Below are 19,410 nucleotides of genomic sequence, written 5' to 3'. Positions count from 1 at the left end.
GATGTTTATTTAGATAATTTCTAGAGCTGTGACATGCCATTTTTGCCGCCGCACTTCGAGCCGAAGTGCGGCGGCTCTGGTTTTTCTGCCGTCATGTATGACGGCAGAAACCTCTGCAATATGAGCATTGATTTGGCAAGTGTGAGTTTTCAAGATGCGAGGAGATAGGGTTTTGGTGGGTTTTCCTTGTATTTTGTTGCCAAGTTCTGCTCTGCGCGCCAGAGAGTCGAATATTGCTGGCGTGAGCCATGTTTGGAGCTGGCGGGCGGGTCTGTGCCCAAGTAGTATCTCAATGACCTGCAATAATATCGAAGCGGCGAAATTTCCTGCCGAGGGGAGATTGTCTGGGATCGGTTCAACGACACTGAGCTGTTGGCGCGGTGTGAAGTATGTGCGCGTATACGGATCGTTGATATGTGAGTGAAAAGCAGTGCGATCGTAGAGGTATTTATCGCTCAGTTCTGACGTATCAGTGGTGAGTTCTTCCGGTTTTAGATCAGAAACTGCCCGTAGCGTGGTCTCTTTATCCTCAGTGTGCGTGGGAAGAATATGCCGTTTTGATCGGGGGAGTTTGGATGTTATTGCTGTTTCTTGATAGACCGGATGGTTGATGGATACCTCAGGAGCGTCGTTGCTCGAAACTAGGGTGAGTTGAGTCGGTGTAGGTGAGAGCCGTGCCGGTGCAGGTGAGAGCTGGATTGGAGCGGTCGGTTCGTCGATCTGAGGTGGTGAGACAAGCGCCAGTTGTGCAGCCATTGCTTCACTTCCTTGTGAGATTATGACCGATATGGAGGATTTGCTACCATGGCCAGATTGAGTAGGGAATCCGCGGACTATTTGGGAAGTACTCCCAAAAATTGTGTTTGTATTGTTACAGTTATAAATAAAAGCGAGAAAGTTGCGTATGAACGGTGTGGAAAACTTGCCACAAGAGTTCATTTGCACTGCTCAAAGCCATTTTTAGCGAATTTTTCCAACGCGCAACCACACCTGATCAACGATTGCCACACCGACGTGGCACACAAACCAGTGGGGCTCAAAGGCGCCGCAAGTAGATGTAAGATTGAGCTATGCGCATCTACATTCCACTCACGCTTGCTGATCTGAGCTCAGAGCCGATCTCAGCTCGACCGATTCACGCAGTAACTGCTGGGCTCGCTCAACACTTCCCCAACGAGGATCAAGAGGGCTTAGAGATGGTCGCCACTTTGGCCGCCGCCGATGACTCACTGCGTTTCATGGATACTCAGACGCGAAACTTCCAAAGAATTGTGGCAGTTGCCGAAGTTGCAGACACCTGCTTGGTTACTCCGCCGTCGGAAGACGACGTACTCGTGACGCAACGCAACCTCATCGACGTCGTCGTCTGGGATCGAGTGGAAGCCATATTGGTTGATGAACCCGGTAGCGAAGCGATAATTCAGCAGGCAATCGCCGGAGATGAGGAAGCTTTCATGGCGTGCGGCGATATTGAACTGATGTGGTACGACGTGATCGAACGCGACGCGGTTCGGGCTATGCTCGAGGCCGGAAGCAGCAATTAGACAGCAAGCAGAAACCGATAATTAGACTCCAGCAATTAAGCCTAACGATCAGGCAGCGGCAATTAGGCGATCACAGTCAATGACGAACCGCCCTGCGGCGCCGGCGTAATACTGATTCGGTTGGGAATCATCTGTTTAAGCTCTTCAACGTGGGAAACGATGCCGACTCTGCGTCCGTGGGATGTTAGCGTGCCCAGCGTCTTCATGACGGTATCGCGAACGTCGTCGGAAAGAGTGCCAAAGCCTTCATCGATAATGAGAGTGTCGATGCGAATCCCGCCGTTTTCTTCCTGCACGACTTCGGCGAGCGCCAAAGCGAGCGAAAGCGAGGTGTAGAACGTCTCGCCACCGGAGAGCGAAGCCGTGGATCGTTCAACATCGCCGTGCGGCGAACCATCGCGATCGATAATGCTCAAACCGAGTCCCGTCTTTTGAATCCGATTACCCTCATTGCTTCTGCGCAGCTCATAGCGCCCGCCCGAAATCCGCGCAAGATGCTCGTTGGCTCGATCAACGACCATCTCAAAACGATTGAGCAATACCCACATGCTCAGCGGGACTCGAGTTTTCGATGAGCGACCTGCTTGCGCAATATCCGCTAAGCGCAGCAGGGGTCCGGCCTGGATGGCTAATGTGTGCCAAGTTTCCGACGCCGTTCGCAGCGGTCGTGCAAGTCGTTGCGTATCACTTGCAAAACGTTGCGTGTGAGCAGAGCGTATATCTGCCTGGGCGCGATCCTCTTTAGCCTTGAGTAATTGGCTTTCATGTGCAGCGAGATCGATGCTCGATTCATCCGGCAGATTGGCAAAGCGTGGCTCTGCGAGCTTGGCTTTGACGGCGCTGAGAGAATCATCGAATTCTTTGATGTTTTTGCGCAGCTCACTTGCGAAATCTTCGGCAAGTACTGCCTGCGTGACCGCCTCAGCTGTGGCAAAAGACGACGCCGCTATGCTCGCGTTTGCCTTGAGCAAATTCGCCCGCAAGGTAGCGGCTGCATTGATGAGAGATTCGAGACAGCCAAGCTGTTTGTGAGTTTGTGTATATTTGGCGTCAAGATCATTGACGCGTTCGTGCACCGATGAAAAGCCGGAGCGAGCGGCGTGTACTCGCGCCCTTTCTTCCGTCAAAGCGGCGTCTTCTAGCTCGCACAAGGTTTGTAATTCGGCGCGTTTTAACTGGGCAGTTGCTAAGTCTTGTGCGAGTTGGGCAGATTTTTGCTGCTGAGCTTCAATCGCAGTGGCTAAACTGCGTGCATCTTTAACAGCTTGCTCGGCGCGGGCGTATTCCTCGTCAATTTCGTGCTGGTTTTGAGTCAATTCAGCGAGTGGAATATTCAGCTCTGCATCGAGAGCTGCCAGCTGAGTTTGTAGTTGCGTGAGCTCAGTATTCGCTGCATCTAAGGAAGCTGTGGCTTGTTCAAGCGCCTCGTGGGCTAAATCGACCTGTTCGCGGGTGGTGTGTTGAGCATTTGGAGTGGCTATATTGGGATGCTCGCACGATCCACACACTGGGCACGGCGCCCCATCGTCGAGTTGCTCAGCCAGATTTGCGGCAGTTGAAGCGATCCACTGTTCGGTGAGCACATCAAAACGCTTTTTCGCCTCGCGATGGATATTGAGTCGATCGCGCACCTTGCTCTGCGCAGATTCTCTGTGCTGAGCAAGTTTGGTTTTGCGCTCAAATAGTTCGAGCTGGTGAGCAATAGCATCGCGCTGGGATTCGAGCGTATCTAACGTGGCTTGAAGTTTTTGAGCTTGGGCGAGTTTGGCAGTGAGTTCGTCGATTACTGCCGGTTGCTGTTGGCAAACTTGAGTCAGTTCTTCGATGCTTGCCGTGGATTCATCCAGCTCAGCCCGTTTGTTTTGGAGGTCAATCTCGCGCTGCTCAATGCGTGATTCGGCTTCGGCAAAGCTTTGTAGTGAACCGATTGTCTCGCTCAAGTGCGTGCGCTGATCTTCCAGTAGGGAAGTTAGCTCTTGGCAGTCAAAATCGGGGATATTTACGCCTGATTCTAGTGTGCCGAGTGCCGAAGTGAACGCAGTATGCGGTGTTTCTAATAAAGCCAGGTGTTCTGGATTGAGAATAGAACAGGCCTGCTCATAGCAAGATTCGAAATTTTGGCGGGCAGCTGCCGCGTGATCGAGCTGCACCGCGAGCAGCTGAGCTTCGTGATGGGCGTCGAGCGCCGACTGTTTAGCATCGCGTTCATTGCGGTGTATTTTGAGTTCTTCGTACTGCTCACAGGCGATTTTGTGCTCGGCTATTGCATCGAGTATTTTTGCTGAATTCTCATATACTGTGCGAGCTTCTTCTTCGGCCTGTTGAGCGATCTGAGCTGCTTTAGCCTGCTGAGCTGCCTGATCAACAAAATCGGCCACCGTGTCTGAAACGAATCCGAGTAAATCGGCGTCGCACTGTGGATCACTAGGGACGTCAAATTCTAGCGCCGCTTCCTGATGTACCTGCAATTGTTGGCGAACCTGCTCAGGAAGATCAGATATTTCGAGCCAGGTATTGAGCGCATTGCGGTAAGATTGCACAGCTTCGCGTAGCTGTTTTTCGTAGTTACTTGCCTCTTTAGCGAGGGTTTCGGCGAAAAGTCGATAGCTGCCAGTATCAAAAATAGTTTCGAGGAGCGGAGCGCGTTCACTCGATTTCAGCCGCAAAAAATCTGCGAACTGCCCTTGTGGCAGTACGACCGTTTGAGCGAATTGTTTTTTGTCCAAGCCAAGGATGGCTCTGAGCTCGATTCCCACTTCACGAGCTTGAGTGCTGATCGGCTCGCCCGCATCCCAAGCCTGCTCGTCAACAGCGCTTTCTGAGAGTTTCCACAGCGTGGCTGATTGATTCACTTTGGTGGTGCCTGCACCGCTCTTCTTTGGGCGCTCCCATTGTGGAGTGCGCCGCACTCGGTACGTTCCAGATGCCACGCTGAACACGAGATCTACCCAGGATTCTTCATGTGGCGGCGTGTGCGTGGAGCGAATACGCTCCTCAGAGCTCTCTTTTCCCGCAACACTTCCGTAGAGAGCAAACACAATCGCATCGATAATAGAGGATTTTCCCGAGCCAGTTGGTCCGTCAAGCAGGAAAATTCCCGATTCGGTGAGCTGGTCAAAATCAATGACGTGCTCGCCGCCAAATGGCCCGATCCCGCAAAATTCAAGACGCCGGATAATCACTTGTCTTCTCCTTTGCCCTGTTCTTCCCAGGTTTTCTGCACGTACGCCAACTCTGGAGGAGTGAGTTTGCGCCCACCCGAACTTTCAAAAAACTCAGTGATTACGCCGATCGGACTTTTTTGAGCCACACGGTCTTGCCGAGAATCGACTTCCACAGCAGTCGTTTCATGGCGCACTTCAACAAGGTGTGGAAAATGCTTACGTAAGCGGGCAATGAGATTCTGGGGGCGTTCGTCGTCGGTAACAAAAATGCGTAAAAAGTGATCCGCGTAGGAACTGTAACGCACACTCGTGAGGTTTTCAAAGGAATCAGTAAGCGTCGCCAGCTTTCGAAACACCGGATTTGGTACCAGTTCGACGCCGGGAACTCCCGTTGCACTATCGGCTTGCGTTGGCGAGGGGGTGGCAGAGAAGTCAAGCAGCACGGAACTCTTATGATGATGCTGTTCAGAGAAAGAAAAAGCGATAGGCGAGCCGGAATAGCGTATAAGAGGCCGCGTATCCGAACCGATTTTCTGCGGGCCGTGCAAATGGCCAAGGGCAATATAATCGAGCGGCTGCACTTGTGCAGGTGGAGCAAAAACTGCTGATGGGACTGAATTAACGCCACCGATATGGAGATCTTGTTCAGAGTCGCTGGGCTCACCACCCGTCACGAATGCATGAGCCATCGCCAGGCGGGGAATCTTCGCACTGTCTGGATGCTGAGCGATATGACTGTAAATGCGGGTCAGTGCGGCTTTCATGACCGCTTCGTGGGAACGCGGAAGCAGCTGTTGTGGATCGTCGCTGAGCCGTCGTCGTTCTACATCCGGATCGAGATAGGGAATCGCATAGACGAAAGCACCAATTTCACCAGCTGAATCATGTAATGCTACGGGCCGTGCGCTCAATTGCGGATCCGTGCAGATCGTCAATCCACGGCACAATAGGGCAGAAGCGAAGCCAAGACGGCGTGGAGAATCGTGATTGCCCGAGGTGATCACTACTTGGGTATGATCGAGCAAGCGCGCCAACGTATCTGAAAGAAGATCGACCATTGCCACTGGAGGAATTCCACGATCGTAGATATCTCCAGATACGAGCAATGCGTCGATCTTCTCAGATTTGGTATAGTCCACCACGTAATCACACCACTGTTCAAAAGCTGGCGTGAGGTCTGCGCCGTGAAAAGTGCGGCCTAAATGCCAGTCAGAGGTGTGAAGAATACGCATAGATTAAGGATACGAAAAAACCTCAGTCTTTGGCGGTGTAATTGGCATCGGCGTTGACCGGATCTTTATCCGACCAAGGGAACGCAATCCACTTATCGGTGGTACGCCAAACGTATTCACACTTGAGAGTTGAGCGTGACTTTTCGTACAGCACTGCCACTCGGGTGTCTAGTGCGCCTGCGCGTTTACAGACGTCAAGTACAAATTCAAGCGTTCGGCCAGAATCTGCCACATCGTCAACGATAAGAACGCGCTTTCCATCCATTGCCCGCACATCGGGAGCTGGTTCGAGCAGACGAGGATCGGGAAGGGTCTGGCCAATTCCAGTGTAGAATTCGACGTTCAGCACCAGCAAGGACTTCAAATCGAGAGCGTATCCAATAGCTCCTGCTGGCAGCAGGCCGCCACGAGCCACACACACCACAATATCGGGGTGGAAACCCGAATCCCATACGTCCTTTGCCAGTTCGCGGGAAGCCGTTCCAAATTCTTCCCAGCCTAGTACTTCGCGTTCCTCAGTCATGTTCACCTTTTCAATTGTTGTCGGATACTGATTGTAGGATGTCAAGTGCTTCTTGATGAAGTAAGCCGTTAGTGGCTAGTGCCGATTTTCCCCACGGGCCGGCATTGCCATCGAGATCGGTAAATGTGCCGCCAGCTTCGGTGAGAATCGGCACGAGTGCTGCCATATCGTAGAGTTCGAGGCTCGGCTCGGTGGCAATATCAACGGCGCCCTCTGCAACAAGCATATAAGACCAAAAATCGCCGTAGGCGCGGGTGCGCCATGAGGCCTGAGCTAACCGCAAAAAGCCGCGCAGTTGGCCGCGGTCTTGCCAGCCGTCAAGCGAAGAATAAGACAGCGAAGCGTCGTCAATGCGATTCACTTGTGAAACGTGAATCTGTTTGGCAGAGGTCCACGATTTTCCGGTGTATGCACCTAAACCTTTTGCTGCCCACCAGCGTCGATTCAATGCCGGTGCTGAGACCATACCGAGCACGATTTCGCCGTCTTCTTCGAGCGCAACGAGAGTTGCCCACACTGGCACTCCACGCACGAAGTTTTTGGTGCCATCGATAGGATCGATGATCCAGCGCCGGTTTGAAAATCCCTTTTGCCCCTGTTCTTCGCCAAACACGGCGTCACGCGAGCGAAACTGCGCCAGCAAATCGCGAATAATTTGTTCGGCTCCACGATCAGCGTCAGTTACCGGTGTGAAATCTGGTTTTGTATCTACACGCAAATCTGTAGCGCGAAAACGCTTAAGCGTGAATTGATCCACTCGATCAATAATGCCTGCGATCACTTGTAGATCATCGGAATGGCGAGAACGTGTATTCATAGTTCTATCTTAAGCCCACTGTGGTTGCGGAATTGAATCCAGTAGCCGCCGAAAGGATTGCACACGCAGTTTAACGCGCTCATCTGCACTAACGTCAAGGGCACAATCTAAGGATCCTGCCGCGTGGCTGCAACCGCGCGGGCAGTCCAATGCGATTTCTTGCAGATCGGGAAAACCGCGCAGGAGCGCATCGGCATCCACATGAGCAAGCCCGAATGTGCGCACCCCGGGGGTATCGATGACGGTGCCGCCGCCGTCGAGATGAAAAGCCATAGCCGACGTCGATGTGTGGCGTCCTCGCCCAGTCACGGCATTCACGTGCCCAGTTTCTCGTGCAGCTTGCGGTACGAGCGCATTGATGAGTGTCGATTTCCCGACGCCGGAATGCCCGATAAGCACCGAAACATGATTAGTCAAGAGCGCACGGATTCTTTGAAGCTGGTGTTGATCGAGCGTCTCTACTTCAGTGAGTGGATCAATCTGCACCAAGCTCGATACGACGATATCGAGATCCACACCGGAATAGTGCTCGATGATGGATCGTGGATCGGCCAGATCTGCCTTTGTGAGCAGCAAGATTGGTTTCATTCCTGCTTCAAATGCCGCCACGAGGCAACGGTCAATCATTCCCGTGCGAGGTTCGGGCTGCGCGAGTGCCGTGACGATCACGAGTTGATCGGCATTAGCCACAATAACGCGTTCATTACCAGCGGCTTCGCCTTCTTCGGCAGTGCGGCGCAAGGCGGTGATGCGTTCATCGACTTGCGCAATTCGAGCAAGTGAATCCTTGCGCCCAGACAGGTCGCCCACCATCGCGCAAATATCACCAACTGCCACCGAGCCGCGGGGGAGCTCGCGCGCTTTTACGGCGACGACGTCCACGCTGTCGTCGAGCATTGACACGTGGTAGCGCCCGCGGTCGATACGAAAAACGCGCCCGCGTCGAGCCTCGGAATAATCGGGGCGCACTTTGGTGCGTGGACGCGATCTTTTGCCGGGTCGAACCTTGACGCGGTAGTCGTCTGTGCCGATGTCACGCCTGCTCAACGCAACATTCCTTCCCATAATTGAACGAAATTTGGCAGAGTTTTGGAAGTTGTTTCAATATTATTGACGCTCACGCCAGGCACTCGCAGGCCAATAATGGCACCAAAGGTCGCCATGCGATGGTCGGCGTAAGATTCGAGGTGAGCAGCATACATAGCTTTATTGTGGCAGCTGGCCGGTTCGATTACTAAATCCTCGCCCGCAATATGAGCATGCGCGCCAAGCTTTGAGATTTCGGTGCTCAGAGCTGCGAGTCGATCTGTTTCGTGCCCGCGTAGCTGTCCAATATCGCGCAATGCCGAGGGCGAATCGGCAAAACAGGCAACCGCGGCAACAGTTGGAACTAGCTCACCGACGTCGTGAAAATTCATGTCGATCCCGCGAATTTTTTCTGGACCTTTTAGCTCAAGCACCCCAAAATCATCCGAATTTTGCTGGTGAAAGCTGCACTGGCCGCCCATCATGTCGAATATGCGCACATACTCACGACCCGGCTGCGTGGTGGACGTTGGCCAAAAGGGGATACGAACGCTACCTTGCGTAATCATGGCCGCCGCAAGGAATGGCCCAGCATTGGACAGGTCTGCTTCAACGGCGACGTCGGCTTGCTGAATCTTTCCTGGTTCTACCCGCCAGTGATTCTGGCTTTCGCTGACGTCAACCCCGGCTTTGCGCAGCAGATCGACGGTCATAGCTATATGCGGTGCCGAGGGGAGTGCTCCGCCGTCGTGATAAATATCGATGCCGCCCTCGAAACGCGCGCCGGCGAGCAATAGCGCCGAAACGAATTGGGACGACGTCGAAGCGTCGATCCGTACGCTACCTCCGTTGCAAATGTGCTCGCCTTGAATACGAAGCGGCAAGGTGTGGTTCTCGCTCGCGACAGGTATATTGAGCTGCCGCAAGGCCTGCACAATCGGAGTCATTGGGCGCAGACGCGCTTGTGGATCGCCGTCGATAACGCTCTCGCCCTCGGCAAGAGCTGCGATAGGTGGAATAAAACGCATCACAGTGCCAGCAAGTCCACATTCGATGCGAGCGCCGTGCAAGGGTCGGGGCGTAACCGTCCACGCTACATGGGTATCGGTAACGTGCTCGGCCACCGAAACTCCAAGATTTTCAAGAGCTTGGCGCATGAGCTGAGTGTCGCGGGCTTGGAGCGGATTCGTGATCGTGACTGGTTTTTCACTCAGCGCGGCGAGCACCAAATAGCGATTTGTGAGTGATTTTGATCCAGGCAGTATCACCTGCGCATCGACAGGTTGTGATTGAGAAAGATGCGGCGCTTGCCAAGCAGTCAAGACTGAGCTCCCAGCTCTTTGACTTTTGTTTCAGCGGCGGAAAAAGTGCTATCAACTGAGGCGACGACGTCGTCTTTCCAGTTGTTCAGACGCCACGCGAGCGAGGGTTTGCCCTCACGGTCTGAGGAAGCGATCAGTGCGCCGCCAATTAGTCCGGCAGCGCTGGCGAGATTGAGCAGGTCTTGACGCTGCTCTTCGCCGTGGTGTTCCCAGAAAGGGTTGTTGGCAAGGGCGAGGGGAACGTGCATTATTCCAAGAAGAGCTGCGCATATGCGCGGTGCGCGAGAGCGCGCCAAGGCGAGGCCACAGGTGGTCATCGCAATTCCGGTTCCACGAGTGAGCGCGTCCGTGAGCTCAGCCGAGGGCGCCTTGAAGCCGAGTTGCTTAGCGAGACTGTAGAGTTTTTCGGCGCGCTCGCGGTGAGGTTCGGGGCGGATAGCTGCGTCAAGTCCGGCAAGAACGAATGGGGCGGCGAGCATTGGGCGGGCTATTTTACGTAAGGCGCTCATGGTGCTTTCTCCTAGTTTTTGGGTGGCCGCTAAACGTGGCATTTACAGCTGAGAAGTGTTCACTCAGTTGTGCCTATTCTACGTTGACGCAAGCTATAAATGTATACATTTCGCAGCGACTTGCGCATTGGAATCAAGCTTGGCGAGCTGCTTCTTCGTTATCTTTAATGATTTGGTCAAGCGGTTGATAGTGCTCGTCAATCGCTTCAAGATAAGACTCGAGATCGCCATTTTCGGCTGCGTCAAGCATTTTTTGATGGGATTTGGCGGTGTGAAGCAGGCTCTGTGCGTCATTTCCCATCAGCTCGGGAATGATTGCTTGGTGCACTAGCCACATTGCTTGCATGAGCTGTTCGATTAAGTTGTTATTGAGGGAACGTAGGAGAGCTGTGTGGAATGCGATGTCCTCATTAGGGAATAGCTCGTTGTGCTGAGCTTTGCGTGTCATTTCTGATACGAGCTCGGCGAGGTGAGGATTGGAAGTGCCTTTCATATTGGTGACGATTTCTTCGGCAACCCCCAAATCGAGGAAGCGGCGAGTGGCTACGATACTGCGTAGTGAACGTGTGCCTTGAGTGTGGTCAAGTGCATTTTTTAGCACGAGAGTTTCAACGAGCGGTTGCATGGACATTTCGCCGACCACCGATCCGCGTCCTTGGCGTACGGAGATGATGTCAAGAGCTTCGAGTTTCCTTAAGGCTTCACGCACGGAGGAGCGGGAGACTCCTAGATCGGCGCAGAGTTTAGCTTCAGTGGGAAGAGGATCGCCTGTGGTGAGTTGGTGTTTCAAAATATATGCTTTGATTGCATCCATCGTTGCGTCGAGCCTGTTCACGACCAACATATTAGGATTTTCATCAGCAGTGAAATTTTGTCGCAAGTAATCTGCTGTCACCACTTGCTTAAATTTGTCAGACATCATACGATAAGTATACCGACCGGACCTACCGGTGTCACTCAAAGGAGAGGACAAATTATGCGTCTTTCAAAACGTTTGGTGAAAGCTTCGGCAATCGTAGGTGCCGCTGCGCTCGCGCTCTCAGCGTGTGGCGGTGGTTCAAGCGACGCCAAGAAAGCTCCAGCAGACTCTGGAAAGCCAAGTGGTCAGATCAACCTCGGTGTTGCATACGAAACCACGAACTACCACCCCTCAACAACGTCGTCAGCTCTTGCCATGGGCACAAACTGGCACGTAGTTGAAGGACTGTACGAATTCGATATGGCCGACTATAAGGTGTACCCAGCTCTTGCAAAGGGTGACCCGAAGAAGGTCTCCGATACCGAATACGAAATCACTCTTCGTGACGGTGCAAAGTTCTCCGATGGTACGCCAGTAAAGGCTGAGGACTTCGTATCCTCCTACGGTCGCACCACCGCTGAAAAGTCGATTTACAAGCAGTTCTTCACTTTCGTGGACTCGGTGAAAGCCAAGGACGAAAAGACTGTTGTTATCAAGCTCAAGTTCCCATTTGGAACGCTTAAAGAGCGTCTCGTCGATGTCAAGGTTGTTCCTACCAAGATGAGCGATGCTGATCTGACGGCAAAGCCAGTTGGATCTGGTCCATTCAAGTACGAGTCCATTTCCAACACTCAGATCGTTGCTGTGCCAAACGAGCACTACAACGGTTCGATGCCAGCTCGTGTTGAGAAGATGCAGTGGAGCGTCCTCAAGGATGATTCTGCACGTCTCGCTGCAGCTGTAGGCGGAACGATCGATATTATGGAGGCAGTTCCAGCTCCATCGGCAGACAAGCTCAAGGCTGCTGGCTGGAAAGTTGAAGAAGTTCAGGGTTACAACAACCCATTCCTCATGTTCAACACCAAGAAGGCTCCTTTCAACGATCCAAAGGTTCGCCAAGCTTTCCACTACGCAATCAACACCGAGAAGCTCATTGATTCAGCTATGAGTGGCAAGGCAAGTCCTGCTCAGTCTTTCTTGCCTGAAACCAATGCGGCATTCAAGAAAGCTAAGGTGCAGTACAAGTACGATCAGGCCAAAGCAAAAGAACTGCTCGCAGCAGCAGGCGTTAACCACCTTGATATGACGCTCGTAACTACCGATCACCCATGGATTGCAAACCTCGCTCCACAGATCAAGTCCGATCTTGAAGCAGTTGGCATCAAGGTGAACATCAAGTCGCAGGCATCGGCTGACGTTTACGCAAACTACGCCGACAATCCAAACTCGAACTACGACGCGATCGTAGCTCCTGGTGATCCATCCGTATTCGGTGTTGACCCTGGCATCATCATCAACTGGTGGTACGGAGACAACGTATGGACCAAGCAGCGTGGCGCATGGCAGACCTCTGCTCCTGAGAAGTTCGCAGCTCTTCAGAAGCTCGCTGCTGAAGCAAGCCAGCTCTCCGGCGATGCTGCTAAAGAGAAGTGGGGCGAAGTTCAGGACATGATTTCTGAAGAAGTACCGCTCTACCCACTCTTCCACCGCGTGATGATCACCGCTTACAACCCGAAGAAGCTCGTGGATGTTAAGCCAATTGGTACCACCGGACTCGAGGTTGTTGGCGTTTCGGCTGCCAAGTAAGCAATCGAGTAAAATCTCCTGCCAGTATTGGCGATTGTGTAATCGTTGAGGAGGGACAGCACGTCCTGTCCCTCCTCAACTGCGCTAAGAAACAGAAAATAGGAAGAATGAGGATCCATGAATAATCTTCTTCGACTCTTAGGACGAAGGCTCATTGCTCTGCCGATTATGGTATTCGGTGTGACCATCCTCGTCTTTTTCATCATGGCACTTTCGCCAATTGACCCTGCGTACACCGCGCTTGGTGAAAATGCTACTCCTGATGCTCTTGAAGCATTCAGGCAAAGCCAAGGTCTTAATGACCCAATCCTAGTTCAGTATTGGCATTACATCGTCAATATGTTCCACGGTGACCTTGGAATCTACGGTGTTGGCGAAACCAACCGGGTGACCGACCTCGTTGGGGCAGCTCTTCCCGTCACACTACAATTGACTTTCTTCGGTCTCTTTTTGGCAGTCATCGTGGCATTCCCACTCGGTATCCTCGCTGCTATTTACCGTGATCGTTGGCCTGATCAGGTAATCCGTGTGCTGTCTGTGATCTGCATTGGAACGCCGTCTTTCTGGCTCGCCGTTCTTCTCGTTTTGGCCTTTGTTGGTACAATCCCTGTATCTGGTGATCTACCTGCAATTTCAGAAGATTTTGCCGGATGGTTTATGAGAATGCTGTTGCCCGCCGTCGCCCTAGCGATCCCGGTCATCGGGCAAATGACGCGCGTCGTACGAACCTCGATGGTTGAAGAACTGGATCGCGATTACGTACGTACCGCACTCGGCGCTGGAATCCCTAAACACGTTGTTATCGGACGTAACGTGCTGCGAAACGCGCTAATCACCCCGGTGACCGTGCTCGGCCTGCGCGTCGGATACCTCATGGGCGGCGCCGTCGTCATTGAAATTATTTTCTCCATCAACGGAATGGGTCAAGTTCTTATTAAAGGCATCCAAAACAACTGGGTGAACTTGGTTCAAGGAGGAGCCCTCGTGGTGGCTATCGCGTTCATTATTGTGAACATTATCGTCGATATGCTCTACCTCCTCATCAATCCACGAATTAGGTCGGTGTAATGATGAGCAAGCACGCGAAGTTAAATAAACTTACCCAACAAGGAGTGCGGTTTAGCCGCATCCGCAATATGAGCCTTGGCGCGAAGATCGCGATGGTTGTGCTCGCACTCGTAGCAGTAATCTCGATCATCGCTCCACTCATTGCGCCGTACAACCCTGAAGAGATTTTTGACCGCTGGGTAGCTCCAAACGGTGAACACATCTTCGGAACTGACCACGTGGGACGCGATATCCTCAGTCGTATTCTCTACGGTGGGCGCTTCTCGCTCATCATCGGCTTGTGCGCCACGTTGATCGCGCTGTTTGTAGGCTCGGTCATTGGTTCAGTAGCTGCGGTTGTGCGCAAATCGCTCTCAGAAGTGATCATGCGAATCCTCGATATTATTATGGCCGTGCCGGGAATCGCGCTCGCTGCGGTAACGGTATTGGTCTTTTCTAAGCGGCTTGAGGCAGACGACACCATTGGTATTCTCACGGTGATCGTATTTTCCATTGCTTTCGTTTATATTCCTCAGCTGGCTCGAATCGTGCGCGCAAATGTTATGAGTGCCTACGGCGAGGATTACGTGCGAGCTGTCATTGTATCGGGTGCACGTGCTCCATGGATTCTCGTTAAGCACGTGATTCGCAACTGTGCAGCGCCAGTGCTGGTGTTTGCTACCGTGCTGGTCGCCGATGCGATTATTCTCGAAGCGTCCTTAACGTTTATCGGTTCTGGATTGCAGTCTTCAATGGTTCCAACCTGGGGCAATGTGCTCTCCGATGCTTCGTCAAATATGTCGGTGATGCTCGGTAACTGGTGGACGGCTCTCTTCCCTGGTATTTTCATCATGGTTACTGTTTTGTGCCTCAATATCCTCTCCGAGGGTATTACCGACGCAATGGTGGCGGCACCGAGCGGTGGAAAGCTTAAGGACGCGCCGTCGTCTGAATCGAAACGCGAAGCGGATAAACTGCTGCTTGACCCACGTCGTGCATACGCTGAGCAGGCCGAATCCTTGCAGGCGCGCATTGATGCACTCAAAGCAGTTGAACTGCAGCGCAACGATCGTTTCGTTGCCGACGACGCTCGCGAGCCTCTCTTAGAAGTGCGTCACCTTTCGATCAAATTCCCACGTCATGGCGACGTTAACGTCGTCGACGACGTCTCCTTCTCGGTGCGTCCGAGCGAGACAATGGGACTTGTGGGCGAGTCTGGTTGTGGAAAATCGATCACCGCGCTGTCGATTATGGGTTTGATTGATCCGCGCGCACAGATCAGTGGTGAAGTTTTCTACGAGGGTAAAGATTTGTTGAAGATGTCCGCCGCGGAGCGTCAAGCTCTGCTCGGGCACGAGATGGCAATGATCTACCAGGATGCGCTGTCGTCCCTCAACCCGGCGATGTTGATTAAGTCTCAGCTCAAGCAGCTTACTTCGCGCGGTGGTACCCGCACGGCAGAAGAACTGCTCGAGCTGGTGGGACTTGATCCGAAGCGCACGCTCGAATCCTACCCGCATGAGCTTTCTGGTGGTCAGCGCCAGCGCGTTCTTATCGCAATGGCTTTGACGCGTGATCCGAAGCTGATTATTGCTGATGAACCTACCACTGCTTTGGACGTGACGGTTCAGAAACAGGTTATTGCGCTGCTCAATGAGCTACGCGAGAAGCTTGGTTTCGCAATGATCTTCGTATCTCACGATTTGGCTTTGGTGGCTGAGGTGGCACACCACATCACGGTGATGTACGCAGGTCAGGTTGTTGAGCATGCGCCGACTTCAGAGCTGCTCACCAATCCGGTTCACGAATACACGCGTGGTCTGCTCGGTGCGGTGCTCTCTATCGAATCTGGTTCAGGGCGTTTGCATCAGGTACCAGGCACAGTGCCGTCTCCAAAGGACTTCCCTCCGGGAGACCGTTTCTCGCCTCGATCCTCGCATCCTGACTACGGTTATGATATCCGGCCGGTGCTCAAGGAAGTATCGCCAGATCACTTCTACGCAGCGCTTCCTCCTCGTGGAGCTCATGCGATTGTTACGCCGGAGCGCTTAGAAACTGCGGAGGAGCAGAAATGACAAGCACACAACCAATCATTGATCTTCAAAATGTTGAAGTGAGCTTCAAAACCCGCACGGGTACGATCTTCAAGCCCAACACTATTAAGGCTGTTCGTGGCGTCAACATGCAGTTATTCCCAGGCGAAACTCTCGGTATCGTGGGTGAATCTGGCTGTGGAAAGTCCACTACTGCAAATGTGATGTGTGGTTTACAAGCCCCTACAGCTGGAAAAGTGTTCTTCAAGGGCATGGAAGTGACCAAGCGCAGCGCTGAGAATCGGCGTCAAATTGGCCGGGTTGTATCGGTAGTATTCCAAGATCCGGCCACTGCGCTCAATCCGCGCATGCTCGTACAAGATCAGCTAGCTGACCCCTTGCGTGTGCATAAGATCGGCACAGAAGCAGATCGTATGAAGCGTGTTGAAGAGCTGATTTCGATGGTGGGCTTGCCTACGTCGGCTCTCGATGCATTGCCTGGGCAACTTTCCGGTGGCCAACGTCAGCGCGTGGCGATTGCTCGCGCGTTAGCGATTCGCCCTGATGCGATTATTGCTGATGAGCCTACCTCGGCTCTTGACGTTTCGGTTCGTGCCCAGATTCTCAATCTTTTGACGGATCTCAAACGCGATTTGGGACTCGCCATGGTGTTCATTTCGCATGACATCCAAACGGTTCGTTACGTTTCGGATCGGATTGCCGTCATGAATGCTGGAAAAGTTGTGGAGGAGGGCCCAGCAGCGCAGCTCCTCAACAATCCTCAAGACCCATACACTCAAAAACTCTTGGGTGCAGCGCCATCATTGCTGCATCCGGTACTCTAAGGAGAAATCATGAACGCACCGTTGCGTGGCGTTGTACCACCGCTTGCGGTTCCTCTGAAAAATCAAGAAATCGACGTTCCTTCGCTTGAGCGCAATCTCAATCGAATGATCGATGCAGGTATTCACGGCATTTTCGTGCTTGGCTCTACAGGCGAAGTTGCATTTTCCACGGCGAAGCGCCGCGGCGAAGTGCTTGAGCACACGATGCGGATCGTCAATGGTCGCATCCCAGTGATCGCTGGTGTGATCGATACTGAGACGAGCCGTGTGATTGAACATATTCGTCAGGCGGAGAGCTATGGAGTAGACGGCGTCGTTGCCACCGCTCCTTTCTATGCGCTACAGGGAATGGCGGAAGTAGAGCGTCATTTCCGGCTTTTGCACGAGGCTACTGACCTGCCAATCTGGGCTTATGACATTCCAGTTTGCGTACACACCAAGCTCCCGCCACAGCTGTTGGTACAGCTTGGCAAGGAGGGTGTGCTGGCAGGTGTGAAGGATTCTTCGGGCGACGACGTTTCCTTCCGTTTCCTTGTGCGCATGAACGAAGAAGCTGGACATCCATTGCAGCTGCTCACTGGGCATGAAGTAGTGGTTGATGGCGCATATCTTTCGGGCGCGGATGGCTCGGTGCCAGGACTGGGCAACGTTGATCCACACGGATACGTGCGCCAATGGGATGCATATCAGCGTGGTGATTGGGAAGCTGTGCGTTCTGAGCAGGATCGTTTGGCTGATCTGATGACTATCGTTATGGTGCAGGGTGTGCAGGGATTTGGCGCTGGCGTTGGAGCTTTCAAGACCGCTCTTATGCTCATGGGGCAGTTTGACAGCAACGAGATGCCAGAGCCAGTGCAGGCATTGACCGGCGAAAATGTTGAGTGGGTGCGGCAAGTGCTCACAAAAACGGGCATGCTGAACTGAGCGAAGATTGTGGTTTTACGTTAGTGGATTGTGGTGGCAGCTAACCGTTTGGCTGGCTGCCACCACAATCCACAACTAGCCGTAACGAATATGCGCGTTGAGTTCATTGGGGCAGGAGAGAATATGGATTCAGTTATCGCCTTGGATATCGGCGGAACGAAAATTGGTTGGGGAATCGTAGAGTTTTCGCGCGATTCGAATGTGCCGGTTTGTGCTGAGCAAACTTTTCTTCCACAGCTCCATATTGTGGAGCGCGGCTCGATTCCAACTGAGGCACATACCGGCGGGCAGGTTGTAGCTGGGCGGATTGTGGAGCTGGTAGCTGAACTTTTCACCTCTCATCCGCAGGTGAGCGGTGTTGCTATTGCGAGTGCGGGTGTGGTTGATCCGCACAGTGGCTCAATTCTTTCTGCAACTAATACGATGCCGGGCTGGGGTGGTACACCACTTGCGGAGTTGATCTCCCAAGCTGTACACCTGCCAGTTCGAGTGCTGAATGATGTGCACGCGCACGGTTTGGGCGAGGCACGTCTTGGCGCAGGTCGCGGCTATAATTCCACACTCTCCGTTGCAGTGGGCACTGGCATTGGCGGTGCTCAGGTGGTCGCTGGGGAAGTGCAGTATGGTGCACACTTCCTCGCCGGGCACGTTGGGCATATTCATCATCATTATGCTGCGGGAATGCAATGCTCGTGTGGGCGGATTGGGCATATTGAGGCAATTTGCTCGGGAAGTGGCATTACCGCCTGGTACAACCAGCGTATATCCACTGTTGAACAAACTGACACAGCGCAGCGTATTCCGGTGGCGAATGGGCGGGAGCTTCAAGATCGCTCTGATCAGGGCGATGAGTTGGCGCAGGCCTGCTTTAGTGAATCCGCTTTTGCTTTGGGAGAAGCGATTGCATCGTTGGCTAATTCGATTGATCCAGCGGTGATTGTGCTCAGTGGTTCGATGACTCGCTCTGGTGACCAATGGTGGGTAGCAGTGCGTGAGGGATTTGCGAACTGCGCAATGGATGCCGTGCAAGGCACTCCAATTCTCTTAGGCGAACTAGGTGCCGACGCTCCACTTCTCGGAGCAGTGATTAATTTTCTCGATCTCTAATTTCTTTGCACACGATACCACGATAGGATTCTTACGATGAATGAAATGATTGAAAGTTTACGCGGCACACTGATTGTCTCTTGCCAGGCTTATCCAGGTGAGCCTATGCGAAATCCGGAAACGATGGCACAGATTGCAGCAGCTGCCGAAATTGGCGGAGCGAGTGCAATTCGCTGCCAGGGTCTTGCTGATATTTCAGCCATTAAGGGTCGTGTAAAAATCCCTATCATCGGTCTGTGGAAAGAAGGCGATCACGGCGTCTACATCACACCCACGTTGCGTCATGCTCGGGCATGTTCGATAGCTGGCGCAGACATCGTGGCGATTGATGCTACGAGCCGTCCTCGTCCCGACGGGCGCACCTACGCCGAAACAGTCGCGGCTTTGAAAGAAGAAGATATTTTAGTGATGGCTGACTGTGGATCATTCGACGATGCTCAGGCTGCGGTCGATGCCGGCTCCGATATTATTTCAACTACTCTGGCTGGATACACTCCAGATCGCCCTAAGACTCATGGCCCAGATTTAGAGCTACTTTCCCAAATTGCCCAGGCTTTTCCGGATGTTCCCCTCATCTGCGAGGGGCGTATCCACACACCTGAGCACGCAGCGCAGGCGATGGAGGCGGGTGCGTTCGCTGTCGTCGTCGGAACTGCGATTACCCATCCCACATCAATCACTGGCTGGTTCAAAGACGCCGTGACTTCAGCAAATAAGTGAATTAAACGCAGGCTGTTTTGCCAAAAGAGTGATCTCAACATATAGACGAGAA

General features: G+C 53.0%; 17 protein-coding genes. 8 read left to right on the top strand and 9 right to left on the bottom strand.

Annotated features, from left to right (window positions below):
• Positions 1 to 9: 9 nt before the first annotated feature.
• Complete coding sequence (locus JOD55_RS08655; RefSeq protein ID WP_204399591.1) at positions 10 to 756, bottom strand: Rv3235 family protein; 747 nt, start codon at positions 754 to 756, stop codon at positions 10 to 12.
• 314 nt (positions 757 to 1,070) lie between these two features.
• Between JOD55_RS08655 and JOD55_RS08650 the strand changes: the two genes are divergently transcribed.
• Complete coding sequence (locus JOD55_RS08650) at positions 1,071 to 1,544, top strand: DUF6912 family protein (RefSeq protein ID WP_204399590.1); 474 nt, start codon at positions 1,071 to 1,073, stop codon at positions 1,542 to 1,544.
• A gap of 62 nt (positions 1,545 to 1,606) precedes the next feature.
• Here the strand turns inward: JOD55_RS08650 and JOD55_RS08645 are convergent, their stop codons facing one another.
• The 8 genes from JOD55_RS08645 to JOD55_RS08610 form a co-directional block, all read right to left on the bottom strand.
• Entirely contained in the window at positions 1,607 to 4,726 is a 3,120-nt protein-coding gene (locus JOD55_RS08645) for an AAA family ATPase (RefSeq protein ID WP_204399589.1), read from the bottom strand.
• Positions 4,723 to 5,940, bottom strand: coding sequence for an exonuclease SbcCD subunit D (locus JOD55_RS08640; RefSeq protein ID WP_204399588.1), 1,218 nt, complete (start codon positions 5,938 to 5,940; stop codon positions 4,723 to 4,725). Before JOD55_RS08640 ends, JOD55_RS08645 begins: the two co-directional genes overlap by 4 nt.
• Positions 5,941 to 5,962: 22 nt before the next feature.
• Positions 5,963 to 6,463, bottom strand: coding sequence for a phosphoribosyltransferase (locus JOD55_RS08635; protein ID WP_204399587.1), 501 nt, complete (start codon positions 6,461 to 6,463; stop codon positions 5,963 to 5,965).
• 10 nt (positions 6,464 to 6,473) lie between these two features.
• Positions 6,474 to 7,280, bottom strand: coding sequence for a histidinol-phosphatase (gene hisN / locus JOD55_RS08630; protein WP_204399586.1), 807 nt, complete (start codon positions 7,278 to 7,280; stop codon positions 6,474 to 6,476).
• A 9-nt stretch (positions 7,281 to 7,289) separates the two neighbouring features.
• Positions 7,290 to 8,327 (bottom strand): ribosome small subunit-dependent GTPase A, encoded by a 1,038-nt coding sequence (rsgA, locus tag JOD55_RS08625; RefSeq protein WP_204399776.1) that lies wholly within the window; start codon positions 8,325 to 8,327, stop codon positions 7,290 to 7,292.
• Positions 8,324 to 9,628: a 3-phosphoshikimate 1-carboxyvinyltransferase gene (gene aroA / locus JOD55_RS08620; RefSeq protein ID WP_204399585.1), complete on the bottom strand. Its 1,305-nt coding sequence runs from the start codon at positions 9,626 to 9,628 to the stop codon at positions 8,324 to 8,326. Before aroA ends, rsgA begins: the two co-directional genes overlap by 4 nt.
• Positions 9,625 to 10,137, bottom strand: a complete 513-nt coding sequence (locus JOD55_RS08615; RefSeq protein WP_204399584.1) for a DoxX family protein — start codon at positions 10,135 to 10,137, stop codon at positions 9,625 to 9,627. The genes aroA and JOD55_RS08615 overlap by 4 nt, the downstream gene beginning before the upstream one ends.
• A gap of 133 nt (positions 10,138 to 10,270) precedes the next feature.
• Positions 10,271 to 11,059, bottom strand: a complete 789-nt coding sequence (locus JOD55_RS08610) for a FadR/GntR family transcriptional regulator (RefSeq protein WP_239538995.1) — start codon at positions 11,057 to 11,059, stop codon at positions 10,271 to 10,273.
• A gap of 54 nt (positions 11,060 to 11,113) precedes the next feature.
• Here JOD55_RS08610 and JOD55_RS08605 point away from each other — a divergent pair, with 54 nt between their 5' ends.
• The 7 genes from JOD55_RS08605 to JOD55_RS08575 all read left to right on the top strand — a co-directional run bounded on the left by JOD55_RS08605 (position 11,114) and on the right by JOD55_RS08575 (position 19,358).
• Positions 11,114 to 12,682, top strand: coding sequence for an ABC transporter substrate-binding protein (locus tag JOD55_RS08605; RefSeq protein WP_204399583.1), 1,569 nt, complete (start codon positions 11,114 to 11,116; stop codon positions 12,680 to 12,682).
• 117 nt (positions 12,683 to 12,799) lie between these two features.
• On the top strand, positions 12,800 to 13,750 hold the full coding sequence (locus tag JOD55_RS08600) for an ABC transporter permease (protein WP_204399582.1): 951 nt from the start codon (positions 12,800 to 12,802) through the stop codon (positions 13,748 to 13,750).
• Between the two features lie 2 nt (positions 13,751 to 13,752).
• Entirely contained in the window at positions 13,753 to 15,804 is a 2,052-nt protein-coding gene (locus JOD55_RS08595; RefSeq protein WP_204399774.1) for a dipeptide/oligopeptide/nickel ABC transporter permease/ATP-binding protein, read from the top strand.
• Positions 15,801 to 16,607, top strand: a complete 807-nt coding sequence (locus tag JOD55_RS08590; RefSeq protein ID WP_204399581.1) for an ABC transporter ATP-binding protein — start codon at positions 15,801 to 15,803, stop codon at positions 16,605 to 16,607. The genes JOD55_RS08595 and JOD55_RS08590 overlap by 4 nt, the downstream gene beginning before the upstream one ends.
• A gap of 9 nt (positions 16,608 to 16,616) precedes the next feature.
• Positions 16,617 to 17,531 carry a dihydrodipicolinate synthase family protein gene (locus JOD55_RS08585; protein ID WP_204399580.1) on the top strand — a complete coding sequence of 305 codons (915 nt, stop codon included), beginning with the start codon at positions 16,617 to 16,619 and terminating at the stop codon, positions 17,529 to 17,531.
• A gap of 123 nt (positions 17,532 to 17,654) precedes the next feature.
• Positions 17,655 to 18,638, top strand: coding sequence for an ROK family protein (locus tag JOD55_RS08580; RefSeq protein ID WP_204399773.1), 984 nt, complete (start codon positions 17,655 to 17,657; stop codon positions 18,636 to 18,638).
• Between the two features lie 36 nt (positions 18,639 to 18,674).
• The gene (locus JOD55_RS08575; RefSeq protein WP_204399579.1) at positions 18,675 to 19,358 is read left to right on the top strand and encodes an N-acetylmannosamine-6-phosphate 2-epimerase; all 684 of its coding nucleotides are present in this window, start codon (positions 18,675 to 18,677) and stop codon (positions 19,356 to 19,358) included.
• The last annotated feature ends 52 nt before the right edge of the window (positions 19,359 to 19,410 follow it).

The sequence above is a fragment of the Arcanobacterium pluranimalium genome, from assembly GCF_016907845.1.
GTDB lineage: Bacteria > Actinomycetota > Actinomycetes > Actinomycetales > Actinomycetaceae > Arcanobacterium_A > Arcanobacterium_A pluranimalium.
This window is presented reverse-complemented; position numbering and strand designations above follow the sequence as displayed.

Excerpts from the sequence above, each read along its gene's own strand:
- JOD55_RS08655 (WP_204399591.1), bottom strand. The coding sequence starts at position 756 with ATGGCTGCACAACTGGCGCTTGTCTCACCACCTCAGATCGACGAACCG.
- JOD55_RS08650 (WP_204399590.1), top strand. The coding sequence starts at position 1,071 with ATGCGCATCTACATTCCACTCACGCTTGCTGATCTGAGCTCAGAGCCG.
- JOD55_RS08640 (WP_204399588.1), bottom strand. The coding sequence starts at position 5,940 with ATGCGTATTCTTCACACCTCTGACTGGCATTTAGGCCGCACTTTTCAC.
- JOD55_RS08635 (WP_204399587.1), bottom strand. The coding sequence starts at position 6,463 with ATGACTGAGGAACGCGAAGTACTAGGCTGGGAAGAATTTGGAACGGCT.
- hisN (WP_204399586.1), bottom strand. The coding sequence starts at position 7,280 with ATGAATACACGTTCTCGCCATTCCGATGATCTACAAGTGATCGCAGGC.
- JOD55_RS08615 (WP_204399584.1), bottom strand. The coding sequence starts at position 10,137 with ATGAGCGCCTTACGTAAAATAGCCCGCCCAATGCTCGCCGCCCCATTC.
- JOD55_RS08610 (WP_239538995.1), bottom strand. The coding sequence starts at position 11,059 with ATGATGTCTGACAAATTTAAGCAAGTGGTGACAGCAGATTACTTGCGA.
- JOD55_RS08605 (WP_204399583.1), top strand. The coding sequence starts at position 11,114 with ATGCGTCTTTCAAAACGTTTGGTGAAAGCTTCGGCAATCGTAGGTGCC.
- JOD55_RS08600 (WP_204399582.1), top strand. The coding sequence starts at position 12,800 with ATGAATAATCTTCTTCGACTCTTAGGACGAAGGCTCATTGCTCTGCCG.
- JOD55_RS08595 (WP_204399774.1), top strand. The coding sequence starts at position 13,753 with ATGAGCAAGCACGCGAAGTTAAATAAACTTACCCAACAAGGAGTGCGG.
- JOD55_RS08590 (WP_204399581.1), top strand. The coding sequence starts at position 15,801 with ATGACAAGCACACAACCAATCATTGATCTTCAAAATGTTGAAGTGAGC.
- JOD55_RS08585 (WP_204399580.1), top strand. The coding sequence starts at position 16,617 with ATGAACGCACCGTTGCGTGGCGTTGTACCACCGCTTGCGGTTCCTCTG.
- JOD55_RS08580 (WP_204399773.1), top strand. The coding sequence starts at position 17,655 with ATGGATTCAGTTATCGCCTTGGATATCGGCGGAACGAAAATTGGTTGG.
- JOD55_RS08575 (WP_204399579.1), top strand. The coding sequence starts at position 18,675 with ATGAATGAAATGATTGAAAGTTTACGCGGCACACTGATTGTCTCTTGC.